This window comes from Butyrivibrio sp. (genome assembly GCF_015056685.1).
Taxonomy (GTDB): Bacteria; Bacillota; Clostridia; order Lachnospirales; family Lachnospiraceae; genus Butyrivibrio.
Window position 1 is genome coordinate 1 of the sequence record NZ_SVFW01000043.1, and the last position, 20,888, is coordinate 20,888.

Below are 20,888 nucleotides of genomic sequence, written 5' to 3' on the forward strand. Positions count from 1 at the left end.
TCTGAATTATCAAGCCAGAACATATCTATTCCAAGGTCATAGTAGTTCTTTTTGCAGACATTCCACACATACTCTCTTGTTTCAGGATTGGTCGCATCGAGAATAGTGCAGTCTCCCTGATAGTCATAATTCTGCAGACCGCCGCGCTCATTTTTTACCAAAAGACCTTTCTCAAGCATATCATAGAAATGTTCGCTTCTCTTATCAACACTGGGCCATACAGAAACAACCACTTTTATTCCCATGCTGTGAAGTTCATCTACCATAGCTTTTGGATCAGGCCAGTAGGTCTCATCAAATTTCCAGTCCCCCTGCACCGTCCAGTGAAAGAAATCGATAACAATGCAGTCGATAGGTATTCCCTCATCCTTACACTTATGTGCAACTTCAAGGACTTCCTTCTGGGTGCGGTAACGAAGCTTGCACTGCCAAAGCCCCATCAGATCCTCCGGCATTTCAGGACTTCTTCCGGATACAGCTGTATAGTTCTCCAAAAGACCTTTAGGCGTATCGGACACAGTGATCCAATAGTCCATCTCCTTTGTGGCCTCTGCCACCCATTCAGTATAATTCATGCCAAATGTTGCTCTTCCAACAGCAGGATTATTCCATAAAAATCCATATCCCAGACTTGATACCTCAAAAGGAACCGACACCTGAGAATTACGCTGTTCAAGATCAAGAATACAGCCTTTTAAATTGCTATATGGATGCTGGTACTGACCCATACCAAAGATTTTTTCCCCTTCATTACTCTCAAACTTAACAGTTATCCTGTAATCGCCGCCTACATGTGGCTTGTAATCACGGTTAATGTACTTAAGACACCTCGACTCCTTAGACTCTGTGCCGCCATAGCATCTAAAGTACTCCCTAAGGATCATGGAGTCATCCTTGTAAAAAGAAATAACTCCTGCGAAATTGACAGTTGCCTTAATGCGTCCGTTGATGATAGTTGCAAAAGGTCCATCTTCCCTTTGAGAAATAATAACTTCAGGCCTTGCACTTTTCTTTTCAAGAGCCCAGTCATTCCCCGTAAAATCCGGATACATCGTGCTTCTGACTCTGAGTGAATCTTCTCCCCATCCCTCGATTCTAAGGGTTTCACCCTGCCTTTTTGCTACTAATGCCCCATTTTCATTAGTAAAAACCATTGCTGCCTCCCCTAACATATATAGTTTTAAAAAGACCTCAATTACCAATACTTTTGGAAATTGAGGTCATATTTTTAATTATAACGTACAGCCAGCTCTTCCTCTCTTCTCTTGCAAAAAGCTTCCAATATAGAAGTATGATATACAACAAGATAAAGAATTATCGCCATGATGAATGCTGTGATCACATCATACATGGAATGCTGCTTAATAAACAATGTAGAAAGAATGATCGATGTTCCTATGATATCACTTACTATCTTACCTGTTTTATTAAAGCGTCTACTGCGATGGATCGCTATCATGGATCCGATCGAATTATATACATGAATGCTTGGCCATAAATTTGCAGCTGTATCACTTTTATAAATAATCGCAACCAGATGAGTAAATACATTATCTCTTGGCATAACAGCAGGTCTTAACTGATGCATGTTTGGAAATAAAGTCGAGATAATGAGAAAAATTGTCATGCCCGTTGCTAAAAATGCGAAGTTTTTGTAATAATCCTCTACATCGCAGGAAAACATAAAAAACAAAAGCGTAAGTGAAACATACAAAAACCACATATAATACGGAATAACAAAGGCTTCTACAAAAGGGATCATATCATCAACAACAGTATGGATAACTGCATAATGTGAAAATCTGTGTTTCTCAATCAAGATAAACCACATCAGATAAATAGGTCCATACACTAAAATTGGCGTTGAGAGTTTTAGCATATCGCGCCAATAGTCCCTGTTTAGCGGCCTTCCTATCCACTCTTCAATTTTTACTTTCATGTTTTTCATAAACTCCTCAATTTAGAAAGAACACATATCAACTTCGTATTATTTTATCACTTAATTTCAGTAATACAAGCCGAACAAATTATAAAGAATCTGTTAACACAGATCTTTAATTGAAGTGGAATATCTTCTGAAGGAGCTTGTATCCTGCAAGCGTGATCTTTCTTCCACCTTTTCCAGGAAGATAGATATACGTTCCTTCGATACTGTATCTGATCTTAAGATAGAGCCAGTAGTTCTTGTCCTTGATATATTCAAGTAGCTCTTTTCTCTTTCTGAGGTTCTCCGGAGTATCCTCTGTGATCAAAAGAACTGATGAAATAGCTGTGATGATCTCAAGATAATTGAACATATATTTATGTCTTTCTCTCTGAGAGCGGATCATTCCATAATTCTCTACATAGTAATCAACCATGAGCTTATTTACACGAAGCTGCTGATCAATACGTGAAAGCATGATCTTCTGGTTAACTGACTGATCCTCACGGCCAATGTAGTAATAATAGAAATTGACATCAAGGTAGTACATAGTCTTAACAAAAGGAAGTGGATTAAATACATAGATGTTATCCACATAAAATGTGTGCTCAGGGAGCTTAAGTCCACAATCCTTTAAAAGTTTTGTCCTGAAGATAACAGAATGCATCAAAAGATAATGTCCCTTTGGAGTTCTCTTGATATCTTTCCATGTGAAGAGCTCCTCGATCGGGAACATTGAATTGTAGCGCATAACTTTATGTCTCTTCTCGCCAACCTTGTTGTAAACAAAGTTACTGATAAGAAGATCAAGCTGCTTCTCTCCTCCTGCAAGCTCTGCAAGAGTAGAAAGGATTTTTCTGTAAGCTATTTCTTTTACCCAGTCATCTGAGTCAACTACTTTAAAGAACAAACCTGTAGCAGCTTCAAGGCCTGCATTTACAGCGCTGCCGTGTCCACCGTTTGGCTTGTGGATAGCTTTACAGATCGTTGGATACTTTTTAGCATACTCATCAGCGATCTCAGCCGTCTTATCCTTTGATCCGTCATCTACTATAAGAATTTCTACATCCTCGCCGCCTACAAGAAGGGACTCGATACATTTAGACATATATCCTTCTGAATTGTAGCAAGGGATTGCAACAGAAAGTAATTTCATTTTTTTAACTCCTTAATCTGGTACTCTCAAATTTTTCCATTGTTGTAAGACAGGTTCTAAGATCATTGTATCTGTCATACACATCACCTTCGTTAACAACAACGCCAAGTGACATGGCCATGATATCTATCATATCGTTTGTTATTATAGGACGAAGTTTAGTTAAAATATCGTTTTTATCCACAGCAAGATCTGCATCCATAAACTCTATAACAAGTGGATCCAGATTCAGCTCTTTAGCTTCTGTGTCAATGGACTTATCCATAACTTCAGAATGCTTATAGGGCTCGCTCCTAAACTGTTTTCTTATTTCTTCCCTATCGCTTGCTTTGGATTTTACATCGTTTTCTGAGGTTTCCTCTTGTGTAGGGTTTACGCCTTCATCTGCAAGTACAATTCCATCAGAGGTTCTCTCTATCCTCTCAAAACGATATTTCTGTTTTACATCAGGGTATTTAACGTGATCAACTTCAGACATAAACATATCCAGCGGTCTTACATATACTTTGTAATCGCCATAAAGAGCCTGATAAACCACCATCTCTTCCCTTGTTTCGGAATGGATCGCAATAGAAACGATCTGATACATATTCCCCTTAAAATGCCTGAACAGTTCATAAGGTACAGGTCTTTTTCTCTCCATACGTCTCTCCATTAATAAAAATCAATCCTCTAAATATAGTTTTAATTACAAACTATTTAGCCAATATGTTGTATAGTATACCCCTAAAATACTATATTATCAAATTAGTGCTTACGTGTTGCACTTATAATGATCATTTCTACACTTATTATGTAATCAAGCTTTCCTGTCTTAACTGCTTCATCATTGGAAGCACAGAGTTCAAGAGCACCTCTAAGCTCCTCAAAAGTATACGCCCTTGCCCAGCTCTCATACTTTCCAACAAGGAATGGGGCTATTCCTGCCCCTGATGCAATCTGTGATCTGTCCTTGCGGTTTGCACTCATCTCTTTTACCTGGAGCATAATGTTAAACTGCCTTGTAATAAGTGCAAGAATCTTAGCCGGTGGCTCTTTTAAAGCCAAAAGATCGTAGTAAAGATCGATGGCCTTTTTCTGATCCTGTGAGGCTATTGCATCAGTCATGGCAAAGATCCTGCTTGTAAGCCATCCTGCGCACACAGCATTTATATCATCAACAGTTATCTCGTTTCTATCAATACAGTAGCAAATAAGCTTTTCTATCTCTGTACTGATATTTGACATATCCGTTCCAACTCTCTCAAGGAAAAAAGCTGCTGCCCTTGGAGATATATTTTTACCTTCGGAAGCAAACTTACCTGCTATCCACCTTTTTAAAGTATCTTCATCCTGAGTGTCGCAGTTCATTTCAAGACCAATCTTGCTGACTGCCTTAAAAATATCCTTTCTTTTATCGACCTCTTTTTCTATGAATATGAAGTAAGTAGTCTCAGAAGGCGATTTCAGATAATCGGCAAGTTCAGGGCATCCGCTCTTAAAAAATCCGCTGTTCTCAACAAGGATTACTCTTTTATCTGATAAGAAAGGCATAGTCTCAGCCATATCTATGACCTGGGCCGGGTTTATCTGGTCTCCTTCATACTTTGTAAAATTCATGGAAGAAGCGCCTCCGCCCAAAGCCTTCACAAGTTTATCTCTGTTCTGGAGTCTAAGATATGCTTCATCGCCATAGATCAGATAGCATTTCTTAAATTCTCCGTTTTTTATATCTTCATTAAGTTGTCTCTGTTTAACAGGAAAATCCGTTGTTTTAGCTGCCATAAAATCACACTCCGTAGACTATTCTAGCAGAAGGATGTATAAAATGCCAATAATGCTCATTCCAAAAAACTCCTTAGTTTTATATGAGCATCTTCAACCTCAACTGTTATGCATCCCTCTTCATCCGTTCTGTAGATTGCAGCTCCTATACTCTTTAGTCTCTCAAGAGTTTCTTTGTGTGGATGGCCGTATTTATTGCCCTCTCCGCAGGAAATAAGAGCAAGCTCAGGCTTTGTCAGCTCAAGAAACTCCTCGTCTGTGGTATACATTGAGCCGTGATGGGCAACCTTCAGAAGAGTTACATCTTTCCTGCTCAACCTGAGGTTTTCCTTAACATTATCAAGTCCCTCTTTTTCCATATCTCCTGTAAAAAGAGCTGTAAAATCCCCATACTTCATGTAAAGCACTGTAGAATAAGCATTTGCTCCTTCTGTTACCATATCCTTCCTAGGATTCAGACATAAAAACGATATATCTGACATATTAAAGCTCTCACCTGTGTTTATATAAAATATCGGTATGCCAAGTTCTTTAGCCCTCTCTTCAAGATGGTTGTAGTTCTCACCCCTGGATTTTACTGAAATTTCAGGAAGAATAAGCTTTTTTATACATACTCCTCCCTTTTCCATATCATCCATTATTTCTAAAAGTCCACTTATATGGTCCTCATCCTCATGAGTTACAATGGCCCCATCAAGCTTACCGACTCCCTTATATTTTAGGAAAGGTATGATCTGATACTTTCCAACATTCTTCTTACTTGTGCTTCCTCCATCGATCAGGATATTTTTACTGCCTGAGGATATCAGTATTCCATCGCCCTGTCCCACATCTATCATGTTTATTTCAAGATCCGGATGAATTCTAAAAGTAAGAACCGCAACAGAAAAGAGAATAAATAAGATTTTTAAGGCATCAAACCTCAAAAGATCACTACGAGTATACTTTTTGCCTGCAAGATTATCCCTTTCATAGTACAAAAAGGCTATAAATGCAGTAATGAGAAACACATAAATAACAACCTGTATTTTTGAGGAATGACCTACGTACCAGATAAGTCCTCCGTTTATCTTACTGATATTGCAGGATACCTTATAAAACAAAAGAATAAAATGGGCACCCAAACCAAACGCTTTTCCAACAAAAATAAGAATAGCTCCAACGCTCATGCAGATTATTCCAATTACCATAAGCACACCCATAAGCGGCAAAACTACCAGGTTTAAGACAATCGCTCCTATGGGATATGTATAATAAAAGGAGGTGTACACAGGAAGCGTAACAAGCATTATCGCCAGGCATGTAGAGATAGAATCAAGGCACTTATTCATTATCCTTTTTGACAGGCTTTCCTCCCTATCATCAGCAAACTTCATGGTAAAGGGCACATATCTCAAAACCTCAGGTTCTAAGAGGGGCTTTACAAGTGCAATTCCTATGATTGCTCCAAAGGAAAACAAAAATCCACTGTTATATAAATATAAAGGCTGCTCTAAAAGCAAAAGAATAAAGGCCAGGGAAAGGCTTGTAAAAATATCATACGTTCTTCCTAAAAGCGGTGCCAAAAGCCGCAGTGAAAACATAAGTATAGCCCTAAAAGCAGACGTATTCATTCCGCACATTGCCCCATAACAAAACATAATAGTCACCGCTATCGCCACTGATAATCCCCCGGGGGCTTTTATTTTCTTTAATGCGCGGTATATTCCCATTCCGATTATTGATATATGAAGCCCACTCACCGCCAGAATATGCATGATCCCGGAGTCTTTATACAGATCTTTTATCTCCTCATCCATAAAAGATTTATCTCCAAGAAGCATTGCCTTCATGATGGCTGCATCTTCTTCATCAAGAGTCTTATCAAGATTGCTTTCAAATACAAGCCTTAGTTTATACAGACTTTCTTTGAAGAGATCCTTTTTGCCATTGGCTTTGTCTATGTAAGCATTTTTGATCCGATATGCAATTTTTAAAGTTGAATAATAGAGGCGAGAGTCAAATTCACCGGGATTTCGCGGTGTTGCAAATTCATTTACCTTGCCTGAGACAAGAACTGTCTCTCCAATAGAGGGCTCATAGGAGTCCGCAGATAAATAACATTCGATATATTCAAATTTTCCTTTTAAAGGTTTTCTTGGAACCAGATAAAGAGCTGTGTATATATCGCCAAGAGAGTTTTTCTTTTGTTCCTTTTGGATCACTACCCCAACAACTTTGGTAGTCTCAGTAAAACTCTCTTCCGGCTCATATACAGTCAGTTTAGAAATAGAAAATTCCAGATAAATATAGACAATCGCCGCCATTAAAAGCGCAACTGCGCAAAGCGGCCTTTTCATATAAAACTCCTAATTATTCGACAATATCAAGATTTCTCTCATAAGGACCTGATATCGCAAAATCCATAAAGGTAAATGATGGTTCTCCGTTTACTGAAAGAACTACCTTGTTGACATCAGAAAACTCTGTAACCGTGTTCACTATTGAATAAAGTGCAACCTCAGCAGATACATTCTGTGTCTGAGTCAGGAATGTTGAATCAAAGTCTATATAGCAGACTCCATCTTTTATATTTACACTTTTTATCTTGCTGTCCTTATTTACTGTAGGAAATGCCACATCTGTGTTAGGTCCGCTTATGACCTGTTCTACGGCAAGCCTTTCCATTGAAATATTACTGTTGTAGACAACAGATCTGTAGACAGGAACAAGCTTTGTTCCGGATTCATTGGCAAAATACAACTTCAGTTCAATCTTCTCATAGGTACTTATTTCTTTTCCCACATTATAAATGAAGGTATCAGCGGACATATTCCCTATCACGCTTCCGTAATGATCTGTAAGAGGTGTCCCCTCCACCTGGAATGTGACATATTCAACATCCTCAAGCTGGCAAAAAGTCCTGACGATCGCAGCTCTGTCTAGTATCTCTATAGTTCGCCCAAGCTCATTGTACTTGCGATCAAAATTGAGTGTGAGGAGCTTATCCTTAAGAGAATAGTTTAAAAGCTTGATATCACCTGCAATCGGTGCCTCGTACTGAAGCCTGTCAGGCATGGTTTCAAGTACTGTGACAAGCTCATTTATAACTGCTTTGGAATCCGACTTATCAGATTGTATCTCATAGTTTTCCGAAACAATCCCAGTCTCGCTGCTGTTTACATAGTAAACTTTAAAAGCACTGGAATCATCACGACTCTTTCTCTCACACGAAACAGATGTAACCATGATGAGCATTCCAATGAAAACAGGCATTATTCTTTTGTATAATAATTGTCTTTTATTCATAGTCTTAATCATTTTGAACCTACGCAAATAAGCGGAATTCTCACAGTAAAGGTTGTTCCTTCTCCTAAAGTACTCTGAACATCAATTGATCCTCTGTGCATAAGAACTGCATTTCTGGCGATTGCAAGTCCAAGGCCCGTTCCACCGATCTCTCTTGAGCGCGACTTGTCAACTCTGTAGAATCTCTCATAAATATGGTCAAGGCTATCTTCAGGAATGCCTATTCCGGTGTCTATTACCTTAATTGAAAAATACTGATGATCAGCATCAAGCTCAACCTTAACAGTGCCGTTCTCTTTATTGTACTTTATAGCATTCTCAACCAGATTCATGATCACAAGTGATATTTTAACTTCATCAATCTCAGCTGTGATAGCCCTGTTACTCTCAAGTGTAAGATCTATATTGTGCTTCCTTGCTATTGGGCGCATTCTTTTAAGCACTACTTCTGTAAGGCTTACAACATCAACTGATGTGATAGAAAGACCTGACGCCTTTTTGTCCATCTTAACAAGAGCAAGAAGGTCGTTGATTATCTTGTCTTCCCTGTCGATCTCTTCGCCTATATCTGTCATAAATTCCCTATATACTTCATTAGGAACATCTTCCTGAGATAAAAGAGAATCTGCCAAAACCTTGATAGATGTTATAGGCGTCTTAAGCTCATGTGACACGTTGGAAACAAATTCCTGTCTTGAGTCATCAAGCACCTTCATGCGCCTTAACATGGCATTAAAAGCATTGATGATCTGTTCTGTCTCCAGGTAGTTTGGTCCAACAACAGGCTTATCTGTATAACCGGCTTTAACATCATTGATAGCAGCTGTAATCCTGTCGAAGGGCTTAAGCAGTGCATATGAAACCAGTGCAGAAAATACAAGGATTATTGTTACGATAAGAGTTTCAAGGGTTGTGGCACGTCTGCTTAAGATTTCAAGTGTATTGGCAATAGTCTCAGTTGATACACTTGTCAAAAGAACTCCTCTTACAACCTCATTGGCATTCCCAGCTACCGCTATATCACCCTCTTCAATGAGTTCAGTTGTTACAATAGGAGTGATCATCTCAATATAACCATTTGCGCTGTCATATTTTGACAATGTGCCCTTGGAACCTGTCTTAAGGCAGTTAACAACCTCTTCAGAAATAATGGTCTTTCCCTGACTTATATTGTAGGTATCCTTCACAACCTTAAGGTCGTCGTTGATAACCATTACACGGCCATCGTAAAGGTTTGCAAGCATATCAAGTTCCGCATTTATAACCTCTGAAGAAGTGTCCTGCAGATAATTATAAGTAATAAGGTGGTTCGCCAATATTCGAAGCTGTGTCTGAACTTCCGTTGATTTAACATTGACAGCACGATCTTCATAGCTCTGTAATATCAGGGCATGCATAACCAAACAAGAAAGCAATCCCGTAATAGAAACCACTATGAAAAATCGCACTCTTAGACTCTTGAAAATATTTCTTATTTTGAGCTGAATAGCTATATCTTTTACTTTTGATAAAAACAGATTCATATTTTTATATTAAAATCATCCTTGAAAATAGTAACCGCTGCCCCATTTTGTACGTACATATCTAGGTTCACTTGGGTTACTCTCAAGTTTCTCACGAAGTCTTCTGATATGAACATCAACAGTTCGCTCATCACCCGGGTAATCTGTTCCCCATATGGTGTGCAAAAGCTCTTCTCTTGAGTACACCCTTCCTGCATTAGAAGCAAGATGCTCTAAAAGCTCATACTCTCTGCTGGTAACATTTATCTCTCTGTCTTTTACAAAAACTCTTCTGTAAGCCTCGTTAAGCTTAAGATCACCAAAGGTCAAAGTTTTCTCAGGCGCCTGTGATCTGCTTGTTCTTCTGATGATTGCCTTGATCCTTGCCTTAACTTCAAGAATATTGAAAGGCTTGGTCATATAATCATCAGCACCATATTCAAGACCAAGTATCTTGTCCATATCATCGCCCTTTGCTGTAAGCATGATAATAGGAACATTAGAAAACTCTCTGATCTGCTGACATACTTCAAAGCCAGTAAGTCCGGGAAGCATCACATCCAGTAGAATAATGTCATAATTGTTAGTTCTGGCCATTTCAAGTGCTGTCTGACCATCATAGGCACAGTCACAGACTATATCATCCTGCTCCAGACTAAACTTAATACCTTTAACTATTGCTTTTTCATCATCTACTACAAGTGCTTTTTTACTCATTACTTCTCCGCTTTCTAAAACTGTTAAACTGTAATATATTCCTTTATTTTAGAAAAAAGTTTATCCTTAATGCCTGACACTTTCATAATATCTTCAATGCAGGCAAAATTCCCGTTCTGCTCCCGATAATCAACTATCTTACCGGCAACCTTCTCCCCAATTCCAGGAATAGTCTTAAGTTCCTCCTTTGTGGCTTTGTTAATATTTATAAGTCCATTGCTGCTAAAACTATCAGTGCTGTCAGTATTATCTGCAACAAGGCCATTTTTAACTTCGTCTTTAGTTGGAATCATGAGTTTGGTGCCATCCTCGACTACGGCAGCAAGATTAACATAAGTATCATCTGCGCCATCGACGAAACCACCTGCCGCTTTTACTGCATCATCTGCTCTCGAAGCAGGAGGTAATTCATAAACACCAGGACAAACAACTGCACCACAAACATACACCACAATATTTTCCTGCTCAGTCAGAGCAACTGTAGCGTAATCCCCCGTGCTGCAATTATCATCAGAAATATCTTCAGACCCCTCATCATTCATAGTATCACTAAGAACTATATCCGAATCATATCCGGCATTTGTACACCCAGCCAAAGTAAAAGCCATAGTGCAACAAAGTATAAATATAAACCTACGCATGTTTTCCTCCTAAGAGGAACCCCGCCATGCTTTTTTATTCTAGTCGATTAAAAAAAATTACGCAAGCACAAACAAAAATTAATCGCTCTCTTCTGTAAGACCGTCTGTAACATCCAGATCTGTAGGATCAGGAAGAGTTTCTTCCTCAAAAGCTGTACCTGTAACCTGAGTCATGATACTCTCAGATACATTTTTAAGAGTAGAATTACAGTCATCTCCATTCCAAATCTTGGTAAATGCGATTTCAAGTTCCATCCAAAGGTTACTTGTCTCTATAGTCTTTGGCATAGGTACTGAATCTGCATAAACTTCAGTAAAGGTATCAAGGTTTTTATCACCATAGTTGACGCCAAAGTGAGCCGCCAGCTTTCCTCCGAGCTTATAGATATCACCTGAATTATCATTTAAGAGATATCTTGCAAAAGAATTAGCTTCTGTAGGGTGCTCAGAGTATCCGTTAACAACAATACAGTCTGTAACTGACATGGTTCTTGTCTTGTAATCTGAAGTTATATCAGGAATGTCAGCGACTTCAAAATCATATTCACATTCGCCTGAAGCTTTAGCTGCTTCAATCTTAGACAGGATATCTGTTGTAGCAACGGTAAATACGATCTTGCCATCAATAAAGTCCTGAGCGATTTTGTCATAATCAATTTCTTTTGCATCAATGGCAAAGAACTGGTTAAGCTGCTGATATATCTTCATGCAGCTGATGGTATCTGAATTATAGATATCTATTAGACTTACATCGTCTCCGGCCTTACCGCCTACATTCATGTAATTTCCAACAAAGAAATAGTTGTAGAAAATATCTGTAACATCCCATTTAAATACCGCTTCAACCTGATCAGGAGCGTTATAGCTCTGAGCGAATTTCAAAATATCTGCAATAGTATGAGGAATCTTTTCCTCAACTCTAGCCTGAACCTCTTTGTCTGAAATAACAGAGTCCTCGTCAACATCAGCCTCAGCCATAGTTTCTGCAGAGCTGTCCTCTGACGCTTCCTCTTCTGCTTCCTCGCCCTCTGCCATGTCAGCTTCAGCCTGGAGCTCTTCTCTTACCATATTCTCGAGATATGTCTTGTTATAGACCAGTGAACTTGTCTCATAATAGAAAGGATAAGCTATAAGTCTTCCATTATAAGTAACGGAATTAACTGCAGATGTAGGGAAAGTCTCCTCATCAAGGAAATCAACTCCATTGTCAATCTCAAGAGCAAGTCCTGCCAAATAGGCCTTTTCGAGAGAATCATTTGTTATTATATAAAGATCAGGATAATTATCATCTTCAAGAGAAGCCTTGTTGATAGCTTCAAGATATTCAAGGCCTGAAACAAGTACAGGCTCGATACGCACTCTGCTACGTGATTCAGAATAAGCAACCGCCTTATTCTGAAGGTATGGAGTAAGCGCATCGTCCGTGTACCATATTCTTACAGTTGTCTTGTTCAGGTTAAAAAGAGAATAATCCTCAAACACGCTCTGTTTGGACTGCGCGTAAAGAATCGTACCAGATAACATACAAAGTATTAAAACAATAGAAAAAACCTTAACTCTTAATCTCATATACTCCTCAGACATGAATCAAGTATACCTATCATGTCATCCACATTTTCCTTGGTTATCACAAGAGGAGGCACAAAACGGATAATATTAGGTCCGGCGTTTATCAGGATAAGGCCATTTTCAAGTGCCTTATTGATTACATCTGCCACAGGTCTGTCAAAGACAAGTCCCTGCATAAGTCCCATTCCTCTTCTGCACGTAATGAAGTCATAGCGTCCAACAAGCTCATCCAAGCGCTCTTCAAGATATGGAGCCACCTCATTCACATTCTCTATTATATTGTCCTGTTTAAATAAATCAAGTACTTTGCCCACTGCTGCACATGCAAAAGGATTGCCGCCGTAAGTAGTGCCATGATCACCTGCAACGAGAGAATTAGCCCCAACTTTTTCAGTCATAAGAAATGCTCCTACAGGTACTCCGCAGCCAAGGGCCTTGGCAGTTGTCATAATGTCAGGCTTTACTCCATATTTCTGCCATGCAAACATATATCCTGTTCTGCCCATGCCACACTGTATCTCATCAAGGATAAGAAGGATATCTCTTTCATCGCAGAGCTTTCTTACCTTTGTAAGGAACTCCTCTGTTGCCGGATATATTCCGCCTTCTCCCTGCACAGTCTCAAGAATTATAGCGCAGGTCTTATCATTCACCTGTGAAAGAACGCTTTCAAAGTCATTAAGATCAGCAAACTTTATATTTCCGATCATTGGCTCAAAGGCCTCTCTGTAGTGAGGATTTCCTGTTACTGAAAGCGCTCCGAAAGTCCTGCCATGGAAGGAATGGTTCATGGCAATTATCTCATGATCAGTTTTTCCATCCTTTAAAAATGCATACTTTCTGGCAGCCTTAAGTGCGCCTTCAACCGCTTCTGCTCCGCTGTTTGTGAAAAAGACTCTGTCCATTTTAGAGACTTCTTTTAGCTTCTTTGCTGCTTCTATAGCCGGCACATTATAGTAATAATTGGATGTATGGAGAACCTTATCAATCTGAGCTTTTAAGGTGTCATTGTATTCCTTGTTATTGTAACCAAGGGCAAAAACAGCAATACCTGCCACAAAATCAAGGTACTTTTTTCCATCGATATCATATAGATAGACTCCATCGCCCTTTTCAAGGACAATCTGATATCTGTTATAGGTATGAAGCAGTGCTTTCTCAGCCTCTTCAATATATGATTTCATCTTTTCGCTCATAGCTTAAGTTCTCCCTTATTATCATGTTTTTTAACTGCTGTCTCTTCTTAGTCAGCTGTAAACATTGTTCCAACACCCTTGTTGGTAAATATTTCCAAAAGCAGGCAATGTGCTATTCTTCCATCCAGAATATGAACGCTGTTAACGCCCTGTCTTATGGCATCTGTGCAGTTATTAAGTTTTGGAAGCATTCCTCCGCCTATATTTCCACCGGCAATAAGTGCATCTGCCTCCGAACATGTAAGTCTTGACAGGAATGATGAAGGATCGTTTATATCTTTATAAACGCCTTCTATGTCAGTCAAAAATGCGAGTTTATCTGCGCCAACAGCCTTAGCGATGGCACATGCCGCATCATCTGCATTGATGTTGTAGGTATCAAAATTGTCATCGAATCCAACAGGTGCAATGACAGGAAGATACTCATTATCAATAAGGTCAAATAAAACCTTTGGATCAACCTTGTCAATCTCACCAACAAAGCCAATATCCTTGCCATCTGAATATTTCTTTTTAACATGCAAAAGACCTGAATCTTTTCCGCTTATTCCAATAGCCTTAACTCCAAGCTCCTGAACCATTGTAACCAGCTGCTTATTAACTCTGCCAAGGACCATCTCGGCTATTTCCATAGTCTCTGCATCAGTCACTCTAAGTCCGTTTACGAACCGGGCTTCTTTTCCCACTTTTGAAACCCAGGAACTGATGGCCTTTCCACCGCCATGTACAATGATCGGTTTAAGTCCTACAAGCTTTAAAAGAGTAACATCTGTTATTACACTCTTTTGAAGTTCTTCGTTACTCATGGCACTCCCGCCATATTTTACAACGATGATCTTCTTATTAAATTTCTGAATATATGGAAGGGCCTCAACAAGTACTTCTGCTTTTTTTAATACGCTTTCCATATCCTTATCCATAGTAAGTCCTCCTTATGATCTGTAATCAGCATTGATCTTTACATAATCATATGTAAGATCGCATCCCCATGCTGTTGCAGACTCGTTACCTTCATGCATGTCCACAAGTACTGTTACAGCAGCAGCCTTCATGATCTGAAGTGCCTTATCTTCATCAAAATCAAGTGGTGTTCCCATATGAAATACTTCTATCTTGCCATTTGCGCTTTCAAAGAAAAGTTCCACATCGTTCTGATCAAAGATTGCGCCGGAATATCCCATGGCACAAAGAAATCTTCCGAAATTGGCATCGCAGCCGTAGATAGCTGCTTTTGAAAGATTTGATCCAACAATTGCTCTTGAAAGAGTTCTTGCGTCTGCTTTACTTTTGGCATTTACAACTTTTGCTTCAAAAAGCTTTGTTGCTCCCTCGCCATCGGAAGCCATCTTCTTGGCAAGAAATGTGCAAACATAGGAAAGAGCTTCTTTAAACTTTTTATAATTATCGTTTTTCTCGCTAATGCAGTCATTTCCTGCAAGACCGTTTGCCATACACAAGAGAGTATCGTTGGTTGAGGTATCACCATCAACTGTTATCATATTAAAAGAGTCTGCTACTACGTCTTTTACCGCTTCCTGAAGCAGAGATTTCTCAATCTTAAGATCGGTAGATAAAAAAGCAAGCATGGTGCACATATTAGGGTGGATCATTCCTGAGCCCTTGCTCATGCCTCCAAGAGTGATCTCTTTTCCATCAATATCAAAGGTTACGGCAATCTCTTTGTTAACCGTATCAGTTGTCATAATGGCCTTTGAAGCTGCTGTCCCTGCTTCAATACTGTCATCAAGGCTTTCGCTCATCTTAGATACGCCAAGTGTCATCTTATCTACAGGAAGCTGCATTCCAATTACACCGGTAGATGCGACGCCAACTGATAAATAAGCAACTCCAAGGCTCTTTTCCACTGCCTTTGCCACTGCCTCGCATGCGTCAAATCCCTCTTTTCCTGTACATGCATTGGCAATTCCTGAATTGATCACAACTGCCTGCATAGTACTACCGGATTCAACTATTTTTTTATCCCACTGGACACATGCAGCCTTTACCACATTGGAAGTAAAGGTTCCTGCGCACACACAGGGCTCTGTGGAATATATAAGTGCCATATCAGTCCTGTCTTTATACTTGATACCTGCTTCGCAGCTTGCCGCCTTAAATCCTTTTGCTGCTGTAATACCACCTGTTATCTCTTTCATATATCTGCTCCTTATTTATTAAAAATAGTCAGATTACTTTCATTTAAAGCAAAATCGTAATAATTGAGATCAGTCCTTAATGTCCATCCCATTTTCTGCCAGAACTTATTTCCGACTGTATTTGTTACAAAAGCATTCAGGCAGACCTTATTGATCTTTTCTTTTTTTAGCTGCTCACAGCAAAATTCAACCATCATTTTGCCGATTCCATGCATTCTGTACTCTTCACTTACGCATACATGATAAAGACAGGCCCTTCTTCCATCATGTCCACATAAAATAGCACCGACTATCTTTCCATCCTCCACATCAACTGCGCTTGTGGTGGGATTTCTTTTTAAAAACATCTCTACGCCTTCTTTAGTATCGTCAATTGAACGGATCCCAAAACCATGTATCGACATCCAGAGCGCGTATACTTCATCGTAATCATCAATCGTCATTGTACGAACCATAGTTTCACCAGCTTTTCTTTTTATTTATTATGGGAAGCAGGGAACAATCTCAAGTCCCATACTTTCTTTAAGGCCAAAGGCAATATTCATATTCTGAACTGCCTGCCCTGCAGCACCCTTTACAAGGTTATCGATGGCACCCATCATGATTATTCTTCCGGTGCGCTCATCGATCTTAAATCCAATATCTACAAAATTACTGCATTCTACCCATCTTGTTTCAGGATAAACGCCATCCTCAAGAAGTCTTATAAAATACTCATCTTTATAATACTTTTCATATGCAGCTCTAATATCCATAGCGCTTGGAAGCTTGCCGTCCTTCTTTATAAGAGATGCGTACTCTGTTGCAAGTATTCCTCTGTTCATAGGAACAAGGTGAGGTGTGAAGTTTAACACAAGCTCTTTTCCCGCAGCGTATCCCAACTGCTCTTCTATCTCAGGAGTATGTCTGTGAGTAGCAACTCCATATGGCTTGCAGCTCTCATTGACTTCACAGTAGAGATTTGCAACCTTAGCGCCTCTTCCAGCTCCAGAAACACCACTTAAGGCATCAATTATCAGAGAATCCGGATCAATAAGTCCTTCTTTAATAAGAGGATATGCTGTAAGGATCGAACAGGTCGTATAGCATCCCGGATTTGCAATTATCCTTGCATTTTTTATCTTATCCCGATTTATTTCGCACAGACCATATACAGCTTCATTTATATATTCAGGAGCTTTATGTTCTATCTTGTACCATTTTTCATATATAGATACATCTTTTAACCTGAAATCAGCTGACAGATCTATTACCTTCACCTTATTTAATATAGTTTCATTGATCAGTGATGCACAAAGCCCCTGAGGAGTTGCTGTGAAAATAACATCTACCTCATCTGAAAGCTTATCCATGTTGTCGTCCATGCATTTTGCATCTACCAATTTAAAAAGGTTTCCATATATACTACTGTACTTCTCATCTATGTAGCTTCTGGATCCATACCAAACAACTTCTGCTTCAGGATGTCCCTGCAGTAATCTCACAATTTCTGCGCCTGCATATCCGGTTGCACCAATGATTCCTACTTTTATCATCTTCTTGAAACCTCCTATAAACTTTTTTCAGTATACGACCTATAAAAAAAATATGCAACAGAAAATATAAATATTTATGCATATTTTTAATTATTTTTAAATATTTATACATTTTTGGTTGCATTTTGTGCATAAAGGGTTTATATTATGATAAAACAAATTCGTGAAAACATAAAAGAAAGACGAGGAGAGAAAAAATGGCAAAAGAAAAGGTTATTCTTGCATATTCAGGCGGTTTGGACACTACTGCTATCATACCCTGGCTTAAGGAAAACTTCGATTATGAAGTTGTATGCGTCTGCATAGATTGCGGTCAGGAAGAGGAACTTGATGGCCTGAATGAAAGAGCTTTAAGTTGCGGAGCAAGTAAACTCTATATATTAGATGTTGTTGATGAATTCTGTGATGAGTACATAGTTCCATGTGTAATGGCTCACGCAGTTTATGAGAACAAGTACCTTCTTGGCACATCAATGGCTCGTCCTCTCATTGCTAAAAAGCTCGTTGAAGTAGCAAGAAAGGAAGGCGCTGTAGCTATCTGCCACGGAGCAACAGGTAAAGGAAATGACCAGATCCGTTTCGAACTTGGTATCAAGGCTCTTGCTCCTGATATAAAGATCATCGCAGCCTGGAGAAATGATAAGTGGACAATGGATTCACGTGAATCTGAGATTGAATACTGCAAAGCTCATGGCATCAATCTTCCATTCTCTGCAGATTCAAGCTACAGCCGTGACAGAAACCTCTGGCACATTTCACACGAAGGTCTTGAACTCGAAGATCCTTCTTTAGAGCCAAACTACAAGCATCTCTTAGTACTCGGCAAAACTCCTGAAGAGGCTCCTGACACACCAACAACTGTAACAATGACATTTGAAGCAGGTGTTCCAAAGTCTGTTAACGGAAAAGAAATGAAGGTTTCAGACATCATCCGCACACTCAACAAGCTTGGCGGAGAAAACGGTATCGGAATCGTTGATATTGTTGAGAACCGTGTAGTTGGAATGAAGTCCCGTGGCGTATATGAGACACCTGGCGGAACAATTCTTTACGAAGCACACCAGCAGCTTGAGGAGTTGATTTTAGACCGCGATACCTATACAATGAAGAAAGATATGGGCAACAAGTTTGCTGATATAGTATATGAAGGGAAATGGTTTACTCCTCTTCGTGAAGCAGAACAGGCATTTATCGAGTCCACACAGAAATATGTGACAGGCGAAGTTACATTTAAGCTTTACAAGGGCAACATCATTAAAGCAGGCACAACTTCTCCATACTCTCTCTACAACGAGAGCATCGCATCATTCAAGACAGGTGACCTTTACGATCACCATGATGCTGAAGGATTCATAAATCTGTTTGGCCTTTCTTCAAAGGTACGTGCTATGAAGATGCAGGAAGCCGAAAAGAACTGTTGTAAATGAATTCACTCACTTGTTTAATAGGTTACTTCATTTTAGTGAATATTATTGGGTTTGCCTTGATGGGAATAGACAAGCGAAGGGCGCGTAAAAACGCCTTTCGCATTCCTGAGGCAACCCTTTTTTCAGTTGCAATAATAGGTGGAAGTTTGGGGTCCATCATAGGTATGCAGCTATTTAGACACAAGACAGCTCACCTTTCTTTTAAGATTGGAATGCCGGTTATTCTTTTGCTTCAGATATTGGTTGGTGTATTATTATTTATAGCTCCGATAAGTATTGATTTCATTTAATTGCTTTTTTGGGGAATGGGGAGGAAAAATGCATATAGCAGTATGTGACGACAACATTGCAGACAGAAAACAGACTGAAAGGCTTCTGGGAAGACAATCAGACAGGTTTTTTAAGGACCTTGGGGAAAGGATCTATATCGACTCCTATGGCAACATTGACGCTTTTATGCAGCACCCGCAGATGTATCACGGTCTGTTTGTTGACATGGTAAATAGTGATGTAGATGGCTGTCAGGTGGCAAAAATGCTGCTTGCTGACGGTGTTACTAACCCGATCGTACTCTGCTCTTCTTCTATTGACTATAGAAAAAGAATTGCAGATGAAGGTATAAATGAACCAAATATCTTTTTCCTGGATAAACCGATAAAAGTAGCTGATCTCACAGCTACAATGGATGAAATAAGAAGATGGATGGGGGATCCCATTCAGACTTTGGAACTTAGAGGACAGCATGGGACAATCTATGCCAAGGGCGATGATATAATATGCGTCATAAAAAAGGGTGCAGAGCTTTGCGTCCACCTTGCAGACGGACGAATTCAGGTCATTATGGATGATATCTATAATTTCTATGATCAGTGCGCAATTTTCCCGCAAATCTGCCCTGTTTCCGATACCACGCTGATCAACATAAATCATATAGCCAAAACTGCTTTTATGAGGGTTACTATGGACAACAAGAGCACCTATCCTGTCACCCTAACCTATAGAAACTCCATTAAACAGGCCCGAGAAATATGTGATCGCATAGCAAAAGAAAAATAACCTATAATCCGTTTGTTTACTGGCAGTCATGCACGTGGTATCATCATGATGTAGTAATCGATACTACATTTTGTATTATGTATATTTTTTGGAGGATCTATGAGTTATAAAATTGTAGTAGACAGTTGTTGCGACCTGCCGGTTGAATATAGGAAAAACCCTAAGTTTGAGGTGGTTCCTCTTATTCTTGAGATAGACGGTAACGTTATTGTTGATGATGACACCTTCGACCAGGCAGATTACCTTGCCAAGGTTGCAGCATCTGAAAACTGTGCAAAGACAGCCTGCCCGTCACCTGAGCTTTATATGAACGCATATGATTGCGATGCAGATGATGTTTACGTTGTAACCCTCTCATCCAAGCTCAGCGGAAGCTACAACAGTGCGCTTTTAGGAAAAGATCTTTTCCACGAAGAAAAAGGTGACAAGAATATTCACATCATAGATTCCCTTTCTGCCTGCTGTGGAGAGACAAATATAGCACTTAAAGCCATGGAGCTTGCTGAATCAGGTCTTTCATTTAACGAAGTTGTTACTGAAGTTGAAAAATACAGAGATGAGATGGCTACATACTTTGTTTTGGACTCTCTTGATACTCTGAGGAAAAATGGCCGCTTGACCGGAATGAAAGCTCTTGTTGCGACAACACTGAATATCAAACCCGTATGTATCGGCGCAAAGGGCGAGATAATGCAAAAGAGCCAGGGAATCGGCATCAGAAAGGCTCTTGTTAAAATGACAGAAATAGTTGCTTCAGAGATTGAAAATCCTGAAGAGAAGCGACTTATGATCACACACGTAAACTGCTACGAAAGAGCCTGCGTAGTCCGCGACCTTATTCTTAAAAAGGTTCCGTTTAAAGAGGCTCTTATCGTTGATGCAGCGGGTGTATCCACAACATATGCAGGTGCTGGCGGAATCGTAGTAACATGCTAAAGGCAGCTATATAAACTGCAT

General features: G+C 39.5%; 20 protein-coding genes. 4 read left to right on the forward strand and 16 right to left on the reverse strand.

The features are described from left to right. From E7303_RS13830 to argC, 16 genes are all read right to left on the reverse strand, one after another. Positions 1–1,154, reverse strand: a 1,154-nt coding sequence (locus E7303_RS13830) for a TIM-barrel domain-containing protein (protein ID WP_292145968.1), incomplete at its 3' end; no start/stop codon positions are given. 74 nt (positions 1,155–1,228) lie between these two features. Beyond that, positions 1,229–1,939, reverse strand: a complete 711-nt coding sequence (locus tag E7303_RS13835; protein WP_292145969.1) for a serine/threonine protein phosphatase — start codon at positions 1,937–1,939, stop codon at positions 1,229–1,231. 115 nt (positions 1,940–2,054) lie between these two features. Continuing rightward, positions 2,055–3,080, reverse strand: coding sequence for a glycosyltransferase family 2 protein (locus E7303_RS13840; protein ID WP_292145970.1), 1,026 nt, complete (start codon positions 3,078–3,080; stop codon positions 2,055–2,057). A 4-nt stretch (positions 3,081–3,084) separates the two neighbouring features. Further along, the gene (locus E7303_RS13845) at positions 3,085–3,723 is read right to left on the reverse strand and encodes a DUF1653 domain-containing protein (RefSeq protein ID WP_292145971.1); all 639 of its coding nucleotides are present in this window, start codon (positions 3,721–3,723) and stop codon (positions 3,085–3,087) included. 104 nt (positions 3,724–3,827) lie between these two features. Continuing rightward, entirely contained in the window at positions 3,828–4,844 is a 1,017-nt protein-coding gene (gene holA, locus E7303_RS13850) for a DNA polymerase III subunit delta (RefSeq protein WP_292145973.1), read from the reverse strand. Between the two features lie 56 nt (positions 4,845–4,900). Next, on the reverse strand, positions 4,901–7,183 hold the full coding sequence (locus tag E7303_RS13855; protein ID WP_292145974.1) for a DNA internalization-related competence protein ComEC/Rec2: 2,283 nt from the start codon (positions 7,181–7,183) through the stop codon (positions 4,901–4,903). A gap of 13 nt (positions 7,184–7,196) precedes the next feature. Beyond that, a complete protein-coding gene (locus tag E7303_RS13860; protein WP_292145976.1) occupies positions 7,197–8,144 on the reverse strand; it encodes a GerMN domain-containing protein in 948 nt (315 codons plus the stop codon). Beyond that, complete coding sequence (locus tag E7303_RS13865) at positions 8,141–9,580, reverse strand: ATP-binding protein (protein WP_330601690.1); 1,440 nt, start codon at positions 9,578–9,580, stop codon at positions 8,141–8,143. Before E7303_RS13865 ends, E7303_RS13860 begins: the two co-directional genes overlap by 4 nt. Before the next feature lie 90 nt (positions 9,581–9,670). Next, positions 9,671–10,351 carry a response regulator transcription factor gene (locus tag E7303_RS13870; RefSeq protein ID WP_292145978.1) on the reverse strand — a complete coding sequence of 227 codons (681 nt, stop codon included), beginning with the start codon at positions 10,349–10,351 and terminating at the stop codon, positions 9,671–9,673. A 23-nt stretch (positions 10,352–10,374) separates the two neighbouring features. Further along, a complete protein-coding gene (locus tag E7303_RS13875; protein WP_292145979.1) occupies positions 10,375–10,992 on the reverse strand; it encodes a helix-hairpin-helix domain-containing protein in 618 nt (205 codons plus the stop codon). Positions 10,993–11,070: 78 nt separating this feature from the next. After that, positions 11,071–12,561: a sugar ABC transporter substrate-binding protein gene (locus E7303_RS13880; protein WP_292145980.1), complete on the reverse strand. Its 1,491-nt coding sequence runs from the start codon at positions 12,559–12,561 to the stop codon at positions 11,071–11,073. Next, entirely contained in the window at positions 12,558–13,757 is a 1,200-nt protein-coding gene (locus E7303_RS13885) for an aspartate aminotransferase family protein (protein WP_292145982.1), read from the reverse strand. Before E7303_RS13885 ends, E7303_RS13880 begins: the two co-directional genes overlap by 4 nt. A gap of 47 nt (positions 13,758–13,804) precedes the next feature. Next, entirely contained in the window at positions 13,805–14,677 is an 873-nt protein-coding gene (gene argB / locus E7303_RS13890; protein ID WP_074884141.1) for an acetylglutamate kinase, read from the reverse strand. A gap of 12 nt (positions 14,678–14,689) precedes the next feature. Further along, a complete protein-coding gene (gene argJ / locus E7303_RS13895) occupies positions 14,690–15,913 on the reverse strand; it encodes a bifunctional ornithine acetyltransferase/N-acetylglutamate synthase (protein ID WP_292145983.1) in 1,224 nt (407 codons plus the stop codon). Positions 15,914–15,924: 11 nt separating this feature from the next. Further along, positions 15,925–16,368: a GNAT family N-acetyltransferase gene (locus tag E7303_RS13900; protein WP_292145984.1), complete on the reverse strand. Its 444-nt coding sequence runs from the start codon at positions 16,366–16,368 to the stop codon at positions 15,925–15,927. A 27-nt stretch (positions 16,369–16,395) separates the two neighbouring features. Continuing rightward, a complete protein-coding gene (gene argC, locus E7303_RS13905; RefSeq protein ID WP_292145986.1) occupies positions 16,396–17,448 on the reverse strand; it encodes an N-acetyl-gamma-glutamyl-phosphate reductase in 1,053 nt (350 codons plus the stop codon). A 197-nt stretch (positions 17,449–17,645) separates the two neighbouring features. Here argC and E7303_RS13910 point away from each other — a divergent pair, with 197 nt between their 5' ends. From E7303_RS13910 to E7303_RS13925, 4 genes are all read left to right on the forward strand, one after another. Further along, complete coding sequence (locus tag E7303_RS13910; protein WP_022774068.1) at positions 17,646–18,875, forward strand: argininosuccinate synthase; 1,230 nt, start codon at positions 17,646–17,648, stop codon at positions 18,873–18,875. After that, positions 18,872–19,165, forward strand: a complete 294-nt coding sequence (locus E7303_RS13915) for a DUF1294 domain-containing protein (protein ID WP_292145988.1) — start codon at positions 18,872–18,874, stop codon at positions 19,163–19,165. The genes E7303_RS13910 and E7303_RS13915 overlap by 4 nt, the downstream gene beginning before the upstream one ends. Before the next feature lie 28 nt (positions 19,166–19,193). Then, positions 19,194–19,931: a response regulator gene (locus tag E7303_RS13920; protein ID WP_292145990.1), complete on the forward strand. Its 738-nt coding sequence runs from the start codon at positions 19,194–19,196 to the stop codon at positions 19,929–19,931. 99 nt (positions 19,932–20,030) lie between these two features. After that, positions 20,031–20,867, forward strand: a complete 837-nt coding sequence (locus E7303_RS13925) for a DegV family protein (protein WP_292145991.1) — start codon at positions 20,031–20,033, stop codon at positions 20,865–20,867. Positions 20,868–20,888 lie beyond the last annotated feature (21 nt).